Origin of the sequence: Amycolatopsis sp. FU40 (genome assembly GCF_021903635.1) — a bacterium.
Taxonomy (GTDB): domain Bacteria; phylum Actinomycetota; class Actinomycetes; order Mycobacteriales; family Pseudonocardiaceae; genus Amycolatopsis; species Amycolatopsis dendrobii.
Genome location: NZ_CP091381.1, coordinates 568,169 through 583,920, shown reverse-complemented (window position 1 = coordinate 583,920; position 15,752 = coordinate 568,169). Strand labels below are relative to the sequence as shown.

Annotated in this window: 16 protein-coding genes; 2 read left to right on the top strand and 14 right to left on the bottom strand. The window is 71.2% G+C overall.

Annotation, left to right across the window (positions count from 1 at the left end):
* Positions 1–15 precede the first annotated feature (15 nt).
* From L3Q65_RS03980 to L3Q65_RS03955, 6 genes are all read right to left on the bottom strand, one after another.
* The gene (locus L3Q65_RS03980; RefSeq protein ID WP_182896135.1) at positions 16–990 is read right to left on the bottom strand and encodes an LLM class flavin-dependent oxidoreductase; all 975 of its coding nucleotides are present in this window, start codon (positions 988–990) and stop codon (positions 16–18) included.
* A gap of 353 nt (positions 991–1,343) precedes the next feature.
* Positions 1,344–2,333 carry a DNA-binding protein WhiA gene (gene whiA, locus L3Q65_RS03975; protein ID WP_093574335.1) on the bottom strand — a complete coding sequence of 330 codons (990 nt, stop codon included), beginning with the start codon at positions 2,331–2,333 and terminating at the stop codon, positions 1,344–1,346.
* A 36-nt stretch (positions 2,334–2,369) separates the two neighbouring features.
* Positions 2,370–3,332 (bottom strand): uridine diphosphate-N-acetylglucosamine-binding protein YvcK, encoded by a 963-nt coding sequence (gene yvcK / locus L3Q65_RS03970; protein WP_182896161.1) that lies wholly within the window; start codon positions 3,330–3,332, stop codon positions 2,370–2,372.
* Between the two features lies 1 nt (position 3,333).
* Complete coding sequence (rapZ, locus tag L3Q65_RS03965; protein WP_020658140.1) at positions 3,334–4,191, bottom strand: RNase adapter RapZ; 858 nt, start codon at positions 4,189–4,191, stop codon at positions 3,334–3,336.
* A gap of 52 nt (positions 4,192–4,243) precedes the next feature.
* Positions 4,244–6,286, bottom strand: a complete 2,043-nt coding sequence (gene uvrC, locus L3Q65_RS03960) for an excinuclease ABC subunit UvrC (RefSeq protein WP_182896136.1) — start codon at positions 6,284–6,286, stop codon at positions 4,244–4,246.
* A 68-nt stretch (positions 6,287–6,354) separates the two neighbouring features.
* Positions 6,355–6,588, bottom strand: coding sequence for a DUF2283 domain-containing protein (locus L3Q65_RS03955; protein WP_182896137.1), 234 nt, complete (start codon positions 6,586–6,588; stop codon positions 6,355–6,357).
* Between the two features lie 81 nt (positions 6,589–6,669).
* On the opposite strand from L3Q65_RS03955, the gene L3Q65_RS03950 reads away from it, so the two are divergent.
* Positions 6,670–7,455: an exodeoxyribonuclease III gene (locus tag L3Q65_RS03950; RefSeq protein ID WP_182896138.1), complete on the top strand. Its 786-nt coding sequence runs from the start codon at positions 6,670–6,672 to the stop codon at positions 7,453–7,455.
* A 6-nt stretch (positions 7,456–7,461) separates the two neighbouring features.
* Here L3Q65_RS03950 and L3Q65_RS03945 read toward each other — a convergent pair whose 3' ends face one another.
* The 5 genes from L3Q65_RS03945 to rpe all read right to left on the bottom strand — a co-directional run bounded on the left by L3Q65_RS03945 (position 7,462) and on the right by rpe (position 11,155).
* Positions 7,462–7,908: a PH domain-containing protein gene (locus L3Q65_RS03945; protein ID WP_237598805.1), complete on the bottom strand. Its 447-nt coding sequence runs from the start codon at positions 7,906–7,908 to the stop codon at positions 7,462–7,464.
* A gap of 5 nt (positions 7,909–7,913) precedes the next feature.
* Positions 7,914–8,420 carry a 6,7-dimethyl-8-ribityllumazine synthase gene (gene ribH / locus L3Q65_RS03940; RefSeq protein WP_037814621.1) on the bottom strand — a complete coding sequence of 169 codons (507 nt, stop codon included), beginning with the start codon at positions 8,418–8,420 and terminating at the stop codon, positions 7,914–7,916.
* Positions 8,417–9,748, bottom strand: a complete 1,332-nt coding sequence (locus tag L3Q65_RS03935; RefSeq protein WP_304504545.1) for a bifunctional 3,4-dihydroxy-2-butanone-4-phosphate synthase/GTP cyclohydrolase II — start codon at positions 9,746–9,748, stop codon at positions 8,417–8,419. The genes ribH and L3Q65_RS03935 overlap by 4 nt, the downstream gene beginning before the upstream one ends.
* A gap of 33 nt (positions 9,749–9,781) precedes the next feature.
* On the bottom strand, positions 9,782–10,387 hold the full coding sequence (locus L3Q65_RS03930; RefSeq protein WP_237598804.1) for a riboflavin synthase: 606 nt from the start codon (positions 10,385–10,387) through the stop codon (positions 9,782–9,784).
* 84 nt (positions 10,388–10,471) lie between these two features.
* Entirely contained in the window at positions 10,472–11,155 is a 684-nt protein-coding gene (rpe, locus tag L3Q65_RS03925) for a ribulose-phosphate 3-epimerase (protein ID WP_237598803.1), read from the bottom strand.
* A gap of 169 nt (positions 11,156–11,324) precedes the next feature.
* Here rpe and phoA point away from each other — a divergent pair, with 169 nt between their 5' ends.
* The gene (gene phoA, locus L3Q65_RS03920) at positions 11,325–12,728 is read left to right on the top strand and encodes an alkaline phosphatase (protein WP_182896142.1); all 1,404 of its coding nucleotides are present in this window, start codon (positions 11,325–11,327) and stop codon (positions 12,726–12,728) included.
* A gap of 66 nt (positions 12,729–12,794) precedes the next feature.
* Here phoA and L3Q65_RS03915 read toward each other — a convergent pair whose 3' ends face one another.
* The 3 genes from L3Q65_RS03915 to fmt are packed head-to-tail and all read right to left on the bottom strand — an operon-like array spanning position 12,795 to position 15,645.
* Positions 12,795–13,301: a flavoprotein gene (locus L3Q65_RS03915; RefSeq protein ID WP_182896143.1), complete on the bottom strand. Its 507-nt coding sequence runs from the start codon at positions 13,299–13,301 to the stop codon at positions 12,795–12,797.
* Positions 13,298–14,722, bottom strand: a complete 1,425-nt coding sequence (locus L3Q65_RS03910; protein WP_182896144.1) for an RsmB/NOP family class I SAM-dependent RNA methyltransferase — start codon at positions 14,720–14,722, stop codon at positions 13,298–13,300. Before L3Q65_RS03910 ends, L3Q65_RS03915 begins: the two co-directional genes overlap by 4 nt.
* Positions 14,719–15,645, bottom strand: coding sequence for a methionyl-tRNA formyltransferase (gene fmt / locus L3Q65_RS03905; RefSeq protein ID WP_182896145.1), 927 nt, complete (start codon positions 15,643–15,645; stop codon positions 14,719–14,721). Before fmt ends, L3Q65_RS03910 begins: the two co-directional genes overlap by 4 nt.
* Positions 15,646–15,752 lie beyond the last annotated feature (107 nt).

Genomic DNA, 15,752 nt, shown 5'->3' with positions numbered 1-15,752 from the left:
CACCCCTGCCGCACCTCATTCTTTCACCAGTTCGTAACAGCGGATGCGCGCCTTCGCGTCGAAAACGGGCACCGTGACCATGATTTCGTCCGCGCCGGTCTGCTTCGCCAGCTCCGAGAGCCGCGCTTGGACCTGCTCCCGCTCGCCGTACGCCTGAGCCGCGCGGAAGTGTTCGAGCTGCGGCACCATCTCCGGCGCGAACTCGTACCCGGCGGCCTCTTCCGGCGTGAGCATCGGCTGGTCTCCCCCGCCGCCGGCGAGCAGGTGCGATTTGAGGACGTTCATCGGCCCGGACAGGTACTCGGCTTCGGCCTCGGTGTCCGCGCAGATCGTCTCGACGCACAGCAGCACGTACGGCGCTGAACGCCACTTCGACGGCTGGAACTTCTCCCGGTAACGCTCCAGCGAGACCGCGGTGTTGTCCGGCCGGATGTGATGCGCGAACGCGATCGGCAACCCGCGCTCGGCCGCCACCTCCGCCCCCGCCGGGCTGGAACTGAGCAGCCACGGCTCCGGCACGGTCACGCCGCCGGGGAGCACCTTGTCGCTGCCGAGATGCTGCAGAAGCTCGTCGACGTCCGCGTGATAGTCGGCTTCCTGAGCCGGCTCCGCTCCGCGGCGCAGCGCCCGGATGATGTCCGGATCGAGCGCACCGGGCCCGCGGCCCACGCCGAGATCGACCCGGCCGCCGTTGAGCGCCGACAAGGTGCCGAACTGCTCGGCCAGCGCGAACGGCGCGTGATTGGGCGCCAGAACCCCGCCGGACCCGACCCGGACCCGCGACGTCACCGCGCCCGCGTGCGCCGCGAGCACCTGCGGGGAGGCACTGGCGATGGCCGGCGAACCGTGATGCTCGGCGAACCAGAGCCTGCGGTAGCCCAGCTCGTCAACCCTGCGCGCGACAGCGGAGAGCGGTTCGAGCGCCGCGGTGGCCGACTGCCCGGCCTCGACCAGCGCGAGTTCAAGTACGGAGAGCGGCAGATCGATCATGCCCCCTACGGTAGCGAACACGGTGGTGTGGCGGGGGTGATTTGTCCACTGTGGACGCACTCTTGACGGCGGGGCGGGCGCCGCGGGGCCGGGGGCGCGTGCCTGGAGGGGCGCCCACTGGGCGGGTGCCTTGCGGAAAGCGCAGGACGGAGCAGTCAGCGCCGCGGAAGGCGTAGCAGAACGCTCGCGGGACGAGCGATGGTCCCGGGCCCGTCCAGCGCGGCGGGGATCCGCCGGCAGGCGCACCCTCGTGAGTGTTCAGGCCGGTTCCCACCGGCATAGGCACTCACGAGACTTCCGGCGGCGCTGATCCCGGCGGGCCGCCGAGCGGCAGCGCCCCGCCGACCGCCGCGTCAGGCTTCTTCTTCGAGCATTTCCGGGGTTACCGCCGATTCGGTGTCCGGGATGCTCAGTTCCTTCGCCCGCTTGTCCGCCATCGCCAGCAGCCGGCGGATCCGGCCGGCCACCGCGTCTTTCGTCATCTGCGGATCGGACAGCTGGCCCAGTTCCTCGAGCGACGCCTGGCGGTTCGACAGGCGCAGACGGCCGGCGGCGAGCAGGTGGTCCGGGGCGGTGTCGCCGAGGATCTCCAGGGCGCGTTCCACCCGGGCGGCCGCCGCGACCGCGGCGCGGGCCGAGCGGCGCAGGTTCGCGTCGTCGAAGTTGGCGAGGCGGTTGGCGGTCGCTCGCACCTCGCGGCGCATCCGGCGCTCTTCCCACTGCAGCACGCTCGTGTGCGCGCCCAGGCGGGTCAGCAGGGCGCCGATGGCGTCGCCGTCGCGGACCACGACGCGGTCCGCGCCCCGCACCTCACGGGACTTCGCCTGGATGCCCATCCGCCGGGCCGCGCCGACCAGGGCCAAGGCCGCTTCCGGGCCGGGGCAGGTCACTTCCAGCGACGACGAGCGGCCCGGTTCGGTCAGCGAGCCGTGGGCCAGGAAGGCACCGCGCCAGGCTGCTTCGGCGTCGGCCACTCCGCCGGACACCACGGCGGCGGGCAGTCCTCGCACGGGGCGGCCGCGCTGGTCGATCAAACCCGTCTGGCGCGCCAGGCCCTCGCCGTCCTTCACCACGCGCACGACGTACCGCGTCCCCTTGCGCAGGCCGCCGCTCGCGGTGATCACGTGGACGTCCGAATGGTGTCCGTACAGCTCGTGGATCTCCTTGCGCAACCTCCGCGCGACCGAACCCGTGTCCAGCTCCGCTTCGACCACCACCCGGCCGGCCACGATGTGCAGCCCGCCCGCGAAGCGAAGCAGCGACGCGACCTCCGCCCGGCGCGGCCCGATCTTCGTGATCTCGAGCCGGCTCAGTTCGTCTTTCACCGCGGCGGTCATCGCCATGTACTGCCCCTCCTGCCTTTCGCTGCGCGCCCGCCGTCACCCACAGTGCTCCCCGCCGAGGCCGAGTGCCTCTCGCATGCACTGGGCGAGCGCACCAGGATCATGCCGTCCCGCCACGACCGGGTCGGCCACCGCCCCCAGGCAGGCCCTGGCTCCGAGGCGTTCGGCCGCCCGGCGCAGGCTTGCCGGGTCAGGGACGGAATCACGGTCCGCGACGACGGCGTCGACCCGCAGCGCGGGCGCGTGCTCGAAGAGTACGTCCAGATGCCGCTCGGGGGAGAATCCGCCGGTTTCCCCCGGTTGGGGGACAAGATTCAGCACGACGACCTTCGTCGCCGTGGTGCGCACGAGCGCGTCGTGCAGATCCGGGACCAGCACATGCGGCAGCACGCTGGTGAACCACGAGCCGGGGCCGAGGAAAACGACGTCCGCTTCCAGCACCGCCTCGATCGCCTCCGCGCAACCGCGCGGCGGGCGCTCCTGGCGTCCGGCCGGGTGCAGCGTGATGCGGTGCACCTGGCCGGGCGTGCTGGCGACGGCGACCTGGCCCCGGATCCGCCGGATCGCGTCCGGGTCCTCGCTGTCCAGGCCGCTGACCTCGCCTTCGATCTCCAGCGGCTCCGGCGACATCGGCAGCACCCGGCCGGAGATGCCCATCAGCCTGCTCGCCTCGTCCAGCGCGGCCACCGGGTCGCCGAGCACCTCGAACAGCCCGGCGAGCAGCAGGTTCCCGACCGCGTGCCCGGCGAGCGCGCCGTCGCCGCCGAAGCGGTGCTGGAACACCTCCGCCCACAGCCGCCCGCCGTCCTCCGCGGCGAAGGCGGCGAACGCCTGGCGCAGGTCGCCCGGCGGCAGCAGCCCCAGTTCGCGCCGCAGCCTGCCGGACGACCCGCCGTCGTCGGCCACCGTCACCACCGCCGTGACGGCGCGGGTGATCCGCCGGAGCGCGGTCAGCGTCGCGTGCAGCCCGTGTCCTCCGCCCAGCGCCACCGCGCGCACGTCACTCCCGGCCAAGATCCCGGTGCACCACCTTTACTGCCATGCCGTCCTCATTGGACAGTCGCTGGGCGAGTTCCTCGGAGATCGCGACGCTGCGGTGCTTGCCGCCGGTGCAGCCGACCGCGAGCGTCAGGTACCGCTTGCCCTCGCGCTTGTAGCCGGCGCCGATGAGCCGCAGCAGCTGGTGGTAGCGGTCGAGGAATTCCTCGGCGCCTTCCTGCGACAGCACGTAATTGCGCACCTCGCCGTCGAGGCCGGTGTGCTCGCGCAGCTCCGGGATCCAGAACGGGTTCGGCAGGAACCGCACGTCCATCACCAGGTCGGCGTCCATCGGCAAACCGTACTTGTAGCCGAAGGACAGCACGGTGACGCGGGTCTGCGTGCTGGCCTCGGAACCGAACGCGTCCTCGATCTTCGCGCGCAGGTCGTGCACCGACAGCGCGGACGTGTCGAGCACCAGGTCGGCTTCCTCGCGCAGCGGCGAAAGCAGTTTGCGCTCGGCGGTGATGCCGTCGGCGAGCCTGCCGTCGCCCTGCATCGGGTGTCCGCGGCGGACCGATTCGAAGCGGCGCACCAGCACCGCGTCGGTGGCCTCCAGGAACAGCACGCGCGGCTTGTACCCGCGCGCGTCCAGGTCCTTGATGACCGAGGCCAGGTCGTCGGTGAACGCGCGCGAGCGCACGTCCATCACCACCGCCACCTTGGTGATCGCCCCCCGCGCCTGCGCGCCGAGCTCCACCATCGTGGCGATCAGCTCCGGCGGCAGGTTGTCGACCACGAACCAGCCGAGGTCCTCCAGGCATTTGGCCGCCGTGGAGCGGCCCGCGCCGGACAGGCCGGACACGACCGCGACCTCCATCCCGCTGCCCCGTTTTTCCTCTTCCGCACTCACGTCTGTGCTTCCTTCCCGATCACGACCCCTGGTCCCCTCCCGGTACTGCCCGCGGTGCGGCGCCGGTCTCCCCGGCCAGTGCCGCCACCACGGCCTCGGCAGTGCGCCTGCCGAAACCGGGCACCGCTTCGATTTCCTCGACCCGGGCCTGTTTGAGCTTCTTCACCGAGCCGAAGTGCTTGATCAGCGCGGTGCGCCGAGCCTGCCCGAGTCCGGGCACACTGTCCAATTCGGACGTCTGCATGCGCTTGGCGCGCTTTTCGCGGTGGTAGCGAATGGCGAACCGGTGCGCCTCGTCGCGAAGCCGCTGCAGCAGATACAGCGCGTCGGACGTGCGCGGCAGGATCATCGGATCCGGTTCGCCCGGCAGCCACACCTCCTCGAGCCGCTTCGCGAGCCCGACGACGGCTATGTCGGTGATGCCCAGTTCGGCGAGCACGTCCGCGGCCGCGGTGGCCTGCGGGCCCGCGCCGTCGACGACCAGCAGGTTCGGCGGGTACGCGAATTTGCGCGGGCGGCCGGTCTCCGGGTCGATCCCGGCGCGCACCGGCCGGATTGCCTCGTCCCCCGCTCCCGCCACGGTGTCCGAAGCGGTGTCCGAGCCGGTTTCCGTTGCCTCAGCGGCGTTTTCGGCCGTTTCCTTGAGATAGCGGTGGAATCGCCGGCGCACGACCTCGGCGATGGATGCCACGTCGCCCTCGGTCGCCGCCTCCCGCAGCGCGAACTTGCGGTACTCGGACTTGCGCGGCAGGCCGTCCTCGAACACCACCAGCGACGCCACGACGTCGCTGCCCTGGATGTGGCTGATGTCGATGCATTCGATGCGCAGCGGCGCGCTGTCGAGCGCGAGGTAGTCCTGAAGTTCCTGCAGCGCCGCGGACCTCGCGGTGAGATCGCCCGCGCGGCGCAGTTTGTGCTGGGTGAACGCTTCCTTGGCGTTGCGCTCCACCGTTTCCGCGAGCGCCTTCTTGTCGCCGCGCTGCGCGACCCGCAGCCGCACCCGCGACCCGCGCAGGCCGGACAGCCATTCGGCGACCGCGTCGGCGTCCCCGGGCAGCTCCGGCACCAGCACCTCGCGCGGGACGACCGGACCGGTCTCGACGTCGTCGCGGCCCGCGCGGTCGGATTCCTCGCCGTAGAACTGGGTGAGGAAATGATCGACCAGTGCCGGGACGTCCATTTCCTCGGCCTTGTCGATCACCCAGCCGCGCTGCCCGCGCACGCGCCCGCCGCGCACGTGGAACACCTGGACGGCGGCCTCCAGTTCGTCGTGCGCGAAGGCGACGACATCGGCGTCCGTGCCGTCGCCGAAGACCACGGCTTGTTTCTCCATCGCACGCCGCAACGCACCCAGGTCGTCCCGCAGCCGCGCGGCCCGCTCGAACTCCAGCTCTTCGGACGCCTGCGCCATCTCGCGTTCGAGCCGCTTCACCATCGCGTCCGTGCGCCCGGCGAGGAAGTCGCAGAAGTCCTCGACGATCGCCCGGTGCTCGTCGGCGGACACCCGGCCCACGCACGGAGCCGAGCACTTGTCGATGTAGCCGAGCAGGCACGGCCGCCCGATCTGCCCGTGCCGCCGGAAGACGCCCGCGGAACAGGTGCGGGCAGGGAAAACGCGCAGGAGAAGGTCGAGCGTCTCGCGGATCGCCCACGCGTGCGAGTACGGCCCGAAGTAGCGGACGCCCTTCTTGCGCGCGCCGCGGTAGACGTGCAGCCGGGGGAATTCCTCGTTCAGCGTGACCGCGAGGACCGGGTAGCTCTTGTCGTCGCGGTAGCGGACGTTGAACCGGGGGTCGAACTCCTTGATCCAGTTGTACTCCAGCTGGAGCGCCTCGACCTCGGTGCCGACGACGGTCCACTCGACGCTCGCCGCGGTGGTGACCATCTGCCGCGTGCGCGGATGAAGGCCGGACAGGTCGGCGAAGTACGAGTTGAGCCTGCTGCGCAGGCTCTTCGCTTTGCCGACGTAGATGACCCGCTTGGCGTCGTCGCGGAACTTGTACACGCCAGGCGAGTCCGGGATGCTCCCCGGCTGAGGTCGGTAGGTGGTCGGATCAGCCACGTGCCCCACTGTATGGCGAGGGTCCGACAGTTTCCGTGAGACCCCTTGATGCGGGCGGCTCCGACCTCTCAGGAAAGCTGCTCCGCCGAGTCCAGCAGGTACCGCGGCAGCTTGCTGCTCGCGGCCAGGACCTCGACGCCCACCAACTGCCCGCTCTCGCCGAAATCGAGGTTGATCATCCCGTCGACCGCGACCGGGTCGCACGGATACATGTACGCCGACTTCGCGGAATCACCCGGAGCCACGAAATAGATATAGGCCGCGTCGGCTGCCCGGTCGTAGGTGACTCTGACTTCCGCCATCGCTTCTCCCCGTCTTCGCCGGAAGAAACCGGCCTGCCGTAGCCTGGCCTCGCCGGCCCGCCGAACGATCAGGGAGCAGCCATGACCGTCCGCGTCGCCACCTGGAACGTCAACTCCATCGTTCCCCGGCTGCCCCGCGTGCTCGACTGGCTCGACACCACCGCTCCGGACGTGCTCTGCCTCCAGGAACTCAAGAACACCACCGAAGCCTTCCCCGCCGACGAGATCACCGCGCGCGGGTACGAGGTCGCCGCTTACGGGCTGGGGCGGTGGAACGGCGTCGCGATCCTCTCGAAGATCGGGCTCGACGACGTGGTGCGCGGGCTGCCGGGCGAACCGGGTTTCGACGGGCAGGCCGAGGCGCGGGCGATCGGCGCGACGTGCGGCGGGATCCGCGTCTGGTCGGTGTACGTGCCGAACGGGCGCGAGCCGGAAAACCCGCACTACGCCTACAAACTCGAGTGGTTCGAGAAGCTCGGCGACCTCGTCGGCGAAGAACTGCGGCATGCCCGTCCGTTCGCCGTGCTCGGGGATTTCAACGTCGCGCCGACGGACGAAGACGTCTGGGACATCTCGCTGTTCGCCGAATCCACGCACGTCACCGAACCCGAACGGGCGGCGCTGAAGAAGCTGCGCGACGCCGGGCTGTCCGACGTGTTCCCGCGGCCGCTGAAGTACGACCACCCGTTCACGTACTGGGACTACCGCGGCGGGAACTTCCCGAACAACAAGGGAATGCGCATCGACCTCGTCTACGGGAACGAGGTTTTCGCCAAAGCGGTCACCGATTCCTACGTGGACCGCGAAGCCCGCAAAGGCAAGCAGCCGTCCGACCACGCGCCGATCGTCGTGGATCTGGAGCTGTAAGGGAACTCAGGCCTCGGTGGCGGCGCGGTGCAGCTTCCGCAGCGCGCGCACCGCCGTCACCGCGCGTTCGCGGTCCACCGCCTGCACGGCCATCACCGAGAAGTACTCGTCGTCCGGCAGTTCCAGCCGGGCCCACGAGGCGCCGTCCGGGAAGCTGATCGACAGCACCTGGTCCCAGGTGAACACCCGCCGCGCGAGGACGTTGCGGACCTCGATGCCGGTGGCGTCCGCGCGGACGCGGGCGTTGCCGAACAGCATCGTGCCCGCCGACAGCGCGACGCCGATGCCGATCATCGCGATCTGGTCCGACGCCTCGAACACGACGCCGGTGTGCGAACTGCGCAGCAGGACCGCCACGACCACGAACGCCGCGAGCAGCGCCACGGCGAGCACACTGCACATGACCAGCGCCCGGCGCGGGCGGATCACCAAAGTGGCCTGCTGCTCGGTCATCACGCTCACACGAATCCCCGCTCGGTCCATGGCTTGCCGAGGCCGCGCAGCACGTGCGCGGTGTCGAGCGCCGCTACGGCCGCCTCGTAGCCCTTGTCCTCCACGGAGCCGGGCATGCCGGAGCGGTCCAGGGCCTGCTGCTCGGTGTCGCAGGTCAAAACGCCGTTGCCGACCGGGGTGCTCTCGTCGAGCGCGACCCGGGTGAGACCAGCGGTGACCGCGTCGCACACGTACTCGAAGTGCGGCGTGCCGCCGCGGATCACGACCCCGAGCGCGACGACCGCGTCGTGGTTGCGGGCCAGCGCCTGCGCCGCGACCGGAAGCTCCACCGCGCCCGCGACACGGATGACCGTGGGCTCTTCTTCCAGCCCGGCGTCCTTCGCCGCGGCGAGCGCGCGCTCCAGCAGCACGTCGGTGATCTTCGCGTTCCACCGCGTCGCGACGACCGCCAGCCGCAAGGACTTGCAGTCGCGCAGGTCGAGCGCGGCTTCCGGCCGCCCCTCGCCGCTCATCGCGTGGTGTCCTCCTCCGTGCCCGCGTCGGACGCGCCGACCTGGTCGTAGTGCTCGAGCTGGCTGAGGTCGTGCCCCATCCGGTCGCGCTTGGTGCGCAGGTACCGCAGGTTTTCCGGGTTCGGCGAGATCGGCAGCGCGACCCGGCCGGTGACGCGCAGGCCGTAGCCCTCGAGGCCGACCCGCTTCGCCGGGTTGTTCGTGAGCAGGCGCATCGACCGGACGCCGAGGTCGCACAGGATCTGCGCGCCGGTGCCGTAGTCGCGCGCGTCCGCCGGGACGCCCAGCGCCAGGTTCGCGTCGACGGTGTCCGCGCCCGCGTCCTGCAGCTGGTACGCCTGAAGCTTGTGCAGGAGGCCGATGCCGCGGCCTTCGTGCCCGCGGATGTACAGCACGACCCCGCGGCCCTCGTCGGCCACCTTCTGCAGCGCTGCGTCCAGCTGCGGGCCGCAGTCGCAGCGCAGCGAGCCGAAGACGTCGCCGGTGAGGCATTCGGAGTGCACGCGGACCAGGATGTCCTCGCCGTCGCCGATCTCGCCGTAGACGAAGGCGACGTGCTCGATCCCGTCGAGCAGGCTGTCGTACCCGACCGCGCGGAACTCGCCCGCGGCCAGCGGGATCCGCGCCTCGGCGACGCGCTCGACCTGCTTCTCGGTGCGCCTGCGGTAGGCGATCAGATCCGCGATCGAGATGATCTTCAGGTCGTGGTCGGCGGCGAACACTTCCAGCTCGTCGCGCCGGGCCATGTCGCCCTCGTCCTTCTGCGACACGATCTCGCAGAGCACGCCGGCCGGGTGCAGCCCGGCCAGCCGGGCCAGGTCGACCGACGCCTCGGTGTGCCCGGGACGGCGCAGCACGCCGCCTTCCTTGGCGCGCAACGGCACGACGTGGCCGGGGCGGCGGAAGTCCTTCGCGGTGGCTTCGGGGTCGGCCAGCAGCCGCGTGGTGTGCGCGCGGTCGGCGGCGGAGATACCGGTGGTGATGCCGTCGGCCGCGTCGACCGTGACGCTGTAGGCGGTGCCGCGCTGGTCCTGGTTCGTGTGGTACATCGGCGGCAAGTCGAGCCGGTCCGCCTCGGATTCGGTCAGCGCGACGCACACGTAGCCCGAGGTGTAGCGCACCATGAACGCGAGCAGTTCCGGCGTCGCCTTCTCCGCGGCGAAGATGAGATCGCCCTCGTTCTCGCGGTCCTCGTCGTCGACGACGACCACCGCACGCCCGGCGGCGATGTCCGCGATCGCGGCCTCGATGGCGTCCACGTCGACCGCCGCGCCTGCTCCGCACGGGGTCCATCCGGTCTGCGGCTCGGCCGCCTTCGTCTCGCTCACGGGTGCTCCTTCGCTGCCGCCGCCGGGTGGATGTCACACATTGTGCGCGTTCGCCGCCACGTGTGGCGCAGTGAGCTTCTCCACGTACTTCGCGACGACGTCCACTTCGAGGTTCACGTGGTCGCCTTCTTCCCGCCTGCCGAGAGTCGTCGCCTCGAGCGTGGTGGGGATCAACGCGACGGAAAACCGGTCCTCGGCGATGCTCGCGACAGTGAGCGAAACGCCGTCAACGGCGATCGACCCCTTCTCCACGACGTACCGCGACAAGGCCGGGGGCAGGGAGAACGTCGTCACGCCGCGCTCGTCGCGAGAAATGAAGACGCCGGTGCCGTCCACGTGGCCCTGCATGATGTGCCCGCCGAGCCGTCCGCCCGCCGGGGTCGCGCGCTCGAGGTTCACCGCGTCGCCGACGGCCACCTTCGCGAGGCTCGAACGCTGGAGTGTTTCGTTCACCACATCCACGGTGAACTCGCCGCCGGAGACCGTGACGACGGTCAGGCAGACGCCGCTGACCGCGATCGAATCGCCGTGGCCCGCGTCCGAGGTGACCAGCGGGCCGCGCACGGTGAGCCGAGCCGCGTCGGTGAGCTGCTCGACCGCGGTGACCTCGCCGACCTCTTCGACAATTCCCGTGAACACTGCTGCCTCCTCGCCCGGCCACCGTCTTCGGTGACCCCTCCATCCAACACCCGCGCGGCCCCGGGAGCTTCCCGGGCCGGAAGGTCAGCCGACGCGGAGGCGGGCGGCCTGTTCGCGCAGTGCGGCGACGGCGCGGCCCGGGTCTTCGGCGCCGTAGACGGCCGACCCCGCGACGAAGCAGTCGACGCCCGCTTCGGCGGCCTGTTCGATGGTGTCGGAGTTGATCCCGCCGTCGATTTCGACGATCAGCTTGAGGTGCCCGGTGTCGACGAGCCGGCGCGCGGTGCGCACCTTCTCCAGCACGTCGGCGATGAACGACTGCCCGCCGAAGCCCGGTTCGACCGACATGACCAGCAGCGTGTCGTAGTGCTTCAGGGTCTCCAGGTGCGGTTCGAGCGGCGTGCCCGGCTTGATCGACAGCCCGGCCTTCGCGCCCGCGGCACGCAGGTTCTTCGCCAGCATGACCGGGTCCTTGGCGGCTTCCACGTGCACCGTGACGTTGTATGCGCCGGCCTCGGCGTATCCGATCGCCCAGCGGTCCGGGTCGTCGATCATCAGGTGGCAGTCGACGGGGAGGTCGGTCGACTTGAGAATCGACTGGACCACCGGCAGGCCGAGGGTCAGGTTGGGCACGAAGTGCGCGTCCATGACGTCCACGTGCACCCAGTCGGCCCGGGTCTGCCCGGGGTGCGCGACGGCCGCGATCTCCTCGCCGAGCTTGGCGAAGTCGGCGGACAGGATGCTGGGTGCGATGAGAGGTGAAGCCACGAGCCGAGTGTAAAAGGACCCGGTTCCGCCCTGTTCACCGGCCGTGACCGCACCGGAGTTCGCTTTCCGGACACCGGGCGCTCATCCGGATTCTCCGTATCGAACACATCGGCGAGCACTAATGGGTCACCTCCGGAAGTTCCGGACGAGAAGCACCCCGAGGAGAATCATGAGAACCGTCTTGGCAGGCCGCCGCAAGTGGCTGGCCGCGGGCGCGCTGGGCGTCGCGATGGTCGCCGCCGCCCCGGTCGCGATCGCCGCGCAGGGCAACCAGGACGACCAGGGCGCGCGCACCGCTTCGGCCGGCGCGGGCGACCGCACGCAGGAGGTCCGCCAGGCGATCCAGGGCGGGCACGCGCGCAACGTCATCCTGTTCATCGGCGACGGCATGGGCCAGTCCGAGATCACCTCGGCGCGCAACTACGAGCGCGGCGCGGCAGGCCGGCTCGCGATGGACGAGTTCCCGCTGACCGGCGACTACACCACGTACGCGGTCGAGAAGGGCAACCCGGCTAAGCCGGACTACGTCACCGACTCCGCGGCGTCGGGCACCGGCTGGGCGACCGGCACGAAGACCTACAACGGCGCGATTTCCGTGGACGCCTACGGCAACCCGGTCCCGACGCTGCTCGAACTCGCCAAGCGCAGCGGCCTGCGCACCGGCGACGTGACCACCGCCGAGGTCCAGGACGCGACCCCGGCCGTGCTCGGCGCGCACGTCGTCGACCGCGACTGCAAGGGCCCGGACGAGACGACCAAGAAGTGCGCGCAGAACGCCAAGGAGAACGGCGGCGCGGGCTCGATCTCCGAGCAGCTCGTGCAGACCCGCCCGGACGTCCTCCTCGGCGGCGGCGCGAAGTACTTCGACCAAAAGGCGACCGCCGGGCAGTTCAACGGCAAGCCGGTCCTGGAGCAGGCCAAGGCCGCCGGGTACAACGTGGTCAACACCGCTGACGACCTGGCGAAGGCCCGTCCCGGCAAGCCGCTGCTCGGCCTGTTCGCGCCGGGCAACATGCCGGTGAACTGGACCGGCCCGAAGGCGGCGCAGGGCGGCACCGCGCCGACCCGCTGCACCGCGAACCCGGCGCTGCCGAAGACGCAGCCGAAGCTCGTGGCGCAGACCCAGAAGGCGTTGCAGCTGCTGGATGACCGGCGCAGCAACAAGGGATTCTTCCTGCAGGTCGAGGGTGCTTCGATCGACAAGCAGGACCACGCGGCCGACCCCTGCGGCCAGATCGGCGAGACGATCGACTTCGACGCGGCCGTCGCCGCCGGGCTCGCTTACGCCCGCAGCCACACCGACACGCTGGTCGTGGTGACCGCGGACCACGGGCACACCAGTCAGATCGTGTCCAACGACGCCAAGACGCCGGGGCAGACTGCCACCCTGATCACCAACGAGGGCGCGAACATGACCCTCAACTACGGGACTGCGCTGCCGGGTTCCTCGATGGAGCACACCGGGACGCAGGTCCGGATCGCGGCTTACGGGCCGCAGGCGGCGAATGTCGTCGGGCTGACCAACCAGACCGACCTGTTCGGCACGGTGAAGCGCGCTCTTCGCCTGCGCTGAGCCGCTGAGGTCCGGGAAGGGCTCCTTGCGGGAATCTGATTCCCGCAAGGAGCTCTTCCCGGCTTTTTACGCAGGCGAGGGCAGCAAGTCGAGAGGCTCCGACCAAGGCCGGCGCGGGTCCAGCCGGTGCAGCCGGACGCCAGCTTCGGTCAACGTGTCCAGATGCCGCCGCCAGGCCGGATGGTGCTCCCGGGCCGGCTGGATCTGATAGGCCACGACGATGGTGCTCCCCGGCGCGCCAAGGACATCGCCGAGCAGCGTGAGCGCCTGGTTGTCCGCGATCCCCAGCGCCAGCTTCGCCACCGAGTTCGCCGACGCGGGAGCGAAGAGGAACACCTTCGGGTCCGGATGCGGCCGGGGTTCGCCGGGGAGCCGGGACGCGGCGCGCACCGGAAGATCCGTCGTGGCTTCGAGTTCGCCCAGTCCGCCGGTCGCTTTCAGCCAGCCCCAGGCAGTCGGCGTGAGGGTGATGGCGAGCCGCCAGCCTCGGGCGACCGCGGGTTTCGCCAGCTCGTCGGTGAACCGGGTGTCCAGTCCGCCGCACGAGCTGGCGACCAAACCTAGATCCGTCACGGCTTGCGCAGCACCGCGCAGAACATCGCGTCGGTGCCGTGTCGGTGGGGCCACAGCTGGACGTACGGGCCGTCGCCGAGCTGCGGGACGTCCGGGAAGAACTCGCGGGCGTCCACGATCTCGGACTTGGTCCGGCGGGCGGTTTCGCCTACCACGCCTTCGGTTTCGGCCAGGTGCGGCGAGCACACCACGTACGTGACGATGCCGCCCGGACGCACCAGGTCCAGTGCCGCCATCAGCAGTTCGCCCTGCAGTTTGGTGAGGTCCGCGACGTCCGACGGCTTGCGGCGCCACCGGGCCTCGGGGCGCCGGCGCAGTGCGCCGAGGCCGCTGCACGGGGCGTCGACCAGGATCCGGTCGTAGCCCGGTTCGAGGCCGGTCTCGCGACCGTCGGCGACGTGCACGGTGACCGGCAGGCCCTCGGTCGCGTTCTCGATCAGCCGGGCCCGGTGCGGCGCCTTCTCGACGGCGTCCACGTGCGCGCCGCTGATCTTGGCCAGCGCGCCGAGCAGCGCTGCTTTGCCGCCGGGGCCCGCGCACAGGTCCAGCCAGCGTTCGTCGGAGCCTTCCAGCGGGGCCTTCGTGACGGCGATGGCGCACAGCTGGCTGCCTTCGTCCTGCACCGCGGCAAGGCGTTCGCGCACTGGTTCCGCGTCGGCCGGGTCGCCCGCGCCTGCGGGCAGGTGCACGCCGTAGGGCGAGTACGGCGCGGGGTCGCCGCCGGTGATGGCGGCCAGTTCGTCGGCGCTGATCTCGCCGGGGCGCGCGACCAGGTGCACCGCGGGGCGGGCGTCGTCCGCTTCGAGGGCGGCCTTCAGCTCGGCGCCCTTGTCCCCCAGTGCTTCCGCGAACGACCGGGCGACCCAGCGCGGGTGCGCGGTGCGGAGCGCGTAAGCGCCGATCGGGTCGGCGGCCTCGTCCGGGGTCAGTTCGTCGAGCCACTGCGTCTCGTCCTTTGCCGACACCGCACGCAGGATGGCGTTCGCGAATCCCGTTGCCCACGAACCGGCTTCGGCGCGGACGAGGTCCACAGTGGACCCTACCGAGGCGTGTTCCGGGATCCGGGTGCGCAGCAGCTGATAGGCGCCGAGCCGGAGCGCGTCGAGCACCACCGGGTCGGTCTTCTCGATCGGCCGGTCGGCGCACGCGGCGATCACCGCGTCGAGCAGGCCCTGCGCCCGAGCGGTGCCGTAGGTCAGTTCGGTGGCCAGCGCGGCGTCGCGGCCGCTCACCCGGCGTTCCCGCAGCAGCTGCGGGAGGACGAGGTTGGCGTACGCGTCCTTCTCGCGGACAGCGCGCAGCACGTCGAACGCGACCTGGCGGGCCGGGTCGATCTCCGGCGGACGCCGCGGTCCCTGTTTGCGCGGAGCCGGACGGCCCCGCTGCGGCCGTGACGGCCGCCGTTCTCCACGCTCGTTCACTGGAGGCGCTCTCCTTCGTCGATCCTCGTGCCGCGCGCCCAGTCGGTGGCCGCCATCCGTTTCTTGCCGGCCGCCTGGACCTCGCCCAGCCGCACCGGTTTCGTCGCCGTGCCCACGAGCACGCGCTTGCGCTCGACCACCAGCTCGCCCGGCCGCGGACCGGGTTCGTCGAGCACGGTGACCGGCCCCAGCTTGAACCGCTCGCCGCGGAACTCCGCCCACGCGCCGGGATCCGGCGTCACCGAACGGATGTGCCGGTCGACCGCGGAAGCCGGGTCGGCGAACGACACGCGCGCGTCCTCGACGGTCACCTTCGGCGCGTAGCTCATGCCCTCGCCCGGCTGCTCGACCGCGCGGAGCGTGCCGTCCTCGATGCCGTCCACGGTGGACACCAGCAGGTGCGCGCCGGACTCGGCGAGCCTGCCGAGCAGCGCGCCGGACGTGTCGTCCGGGCCGATCGTCTCGGTCACCACGCCGAACACCGGGCCCGCGTCGAGCTCCTTCACGATCCGGAAGGTGGACGCGCCGGTCATCTCGTCCCCCGCCCGGATCGCCGCCTGCACCGGGGCCGCGCCGCGCCACGCGGGCAGCAGCGAGAAGTGCAGGTTGACCCAGCCGTGCGCCGGGATGTCGAGCGCGGACTGCGGCAGCAACGCCCCGTACGCGACGACCGGGCAGACGTCCGGCGCCAGCTCGCGCAACCTGGCGAGAAACGCCGGGTCGCCGGCGCGGGCGGGCGTGAGCACCTCGATGCCGTGCTCGTCGGCGAGCGCGCCCACCGGGGACCGCAGCACCTTGCGCCCGCGCCCGGCCTGGGCGTCCGGCCGCGTGACGACCGCGACGACCTCGTGCCGCTCGGACTCGATCAGCGCGCGCAACGACGGCACGGCGGGCTCCGGGGTGCCGGCGAAAACGAGACGCATCACCGCACCTCCGGAAGGGAAAAGGGGATTTCAGGCTGGTCGGACATCGGAAGCGAGTCTAGAAGACCCCCGCATCGACGGCGCGGCGCGGGCAGCCAGCCGCGGCG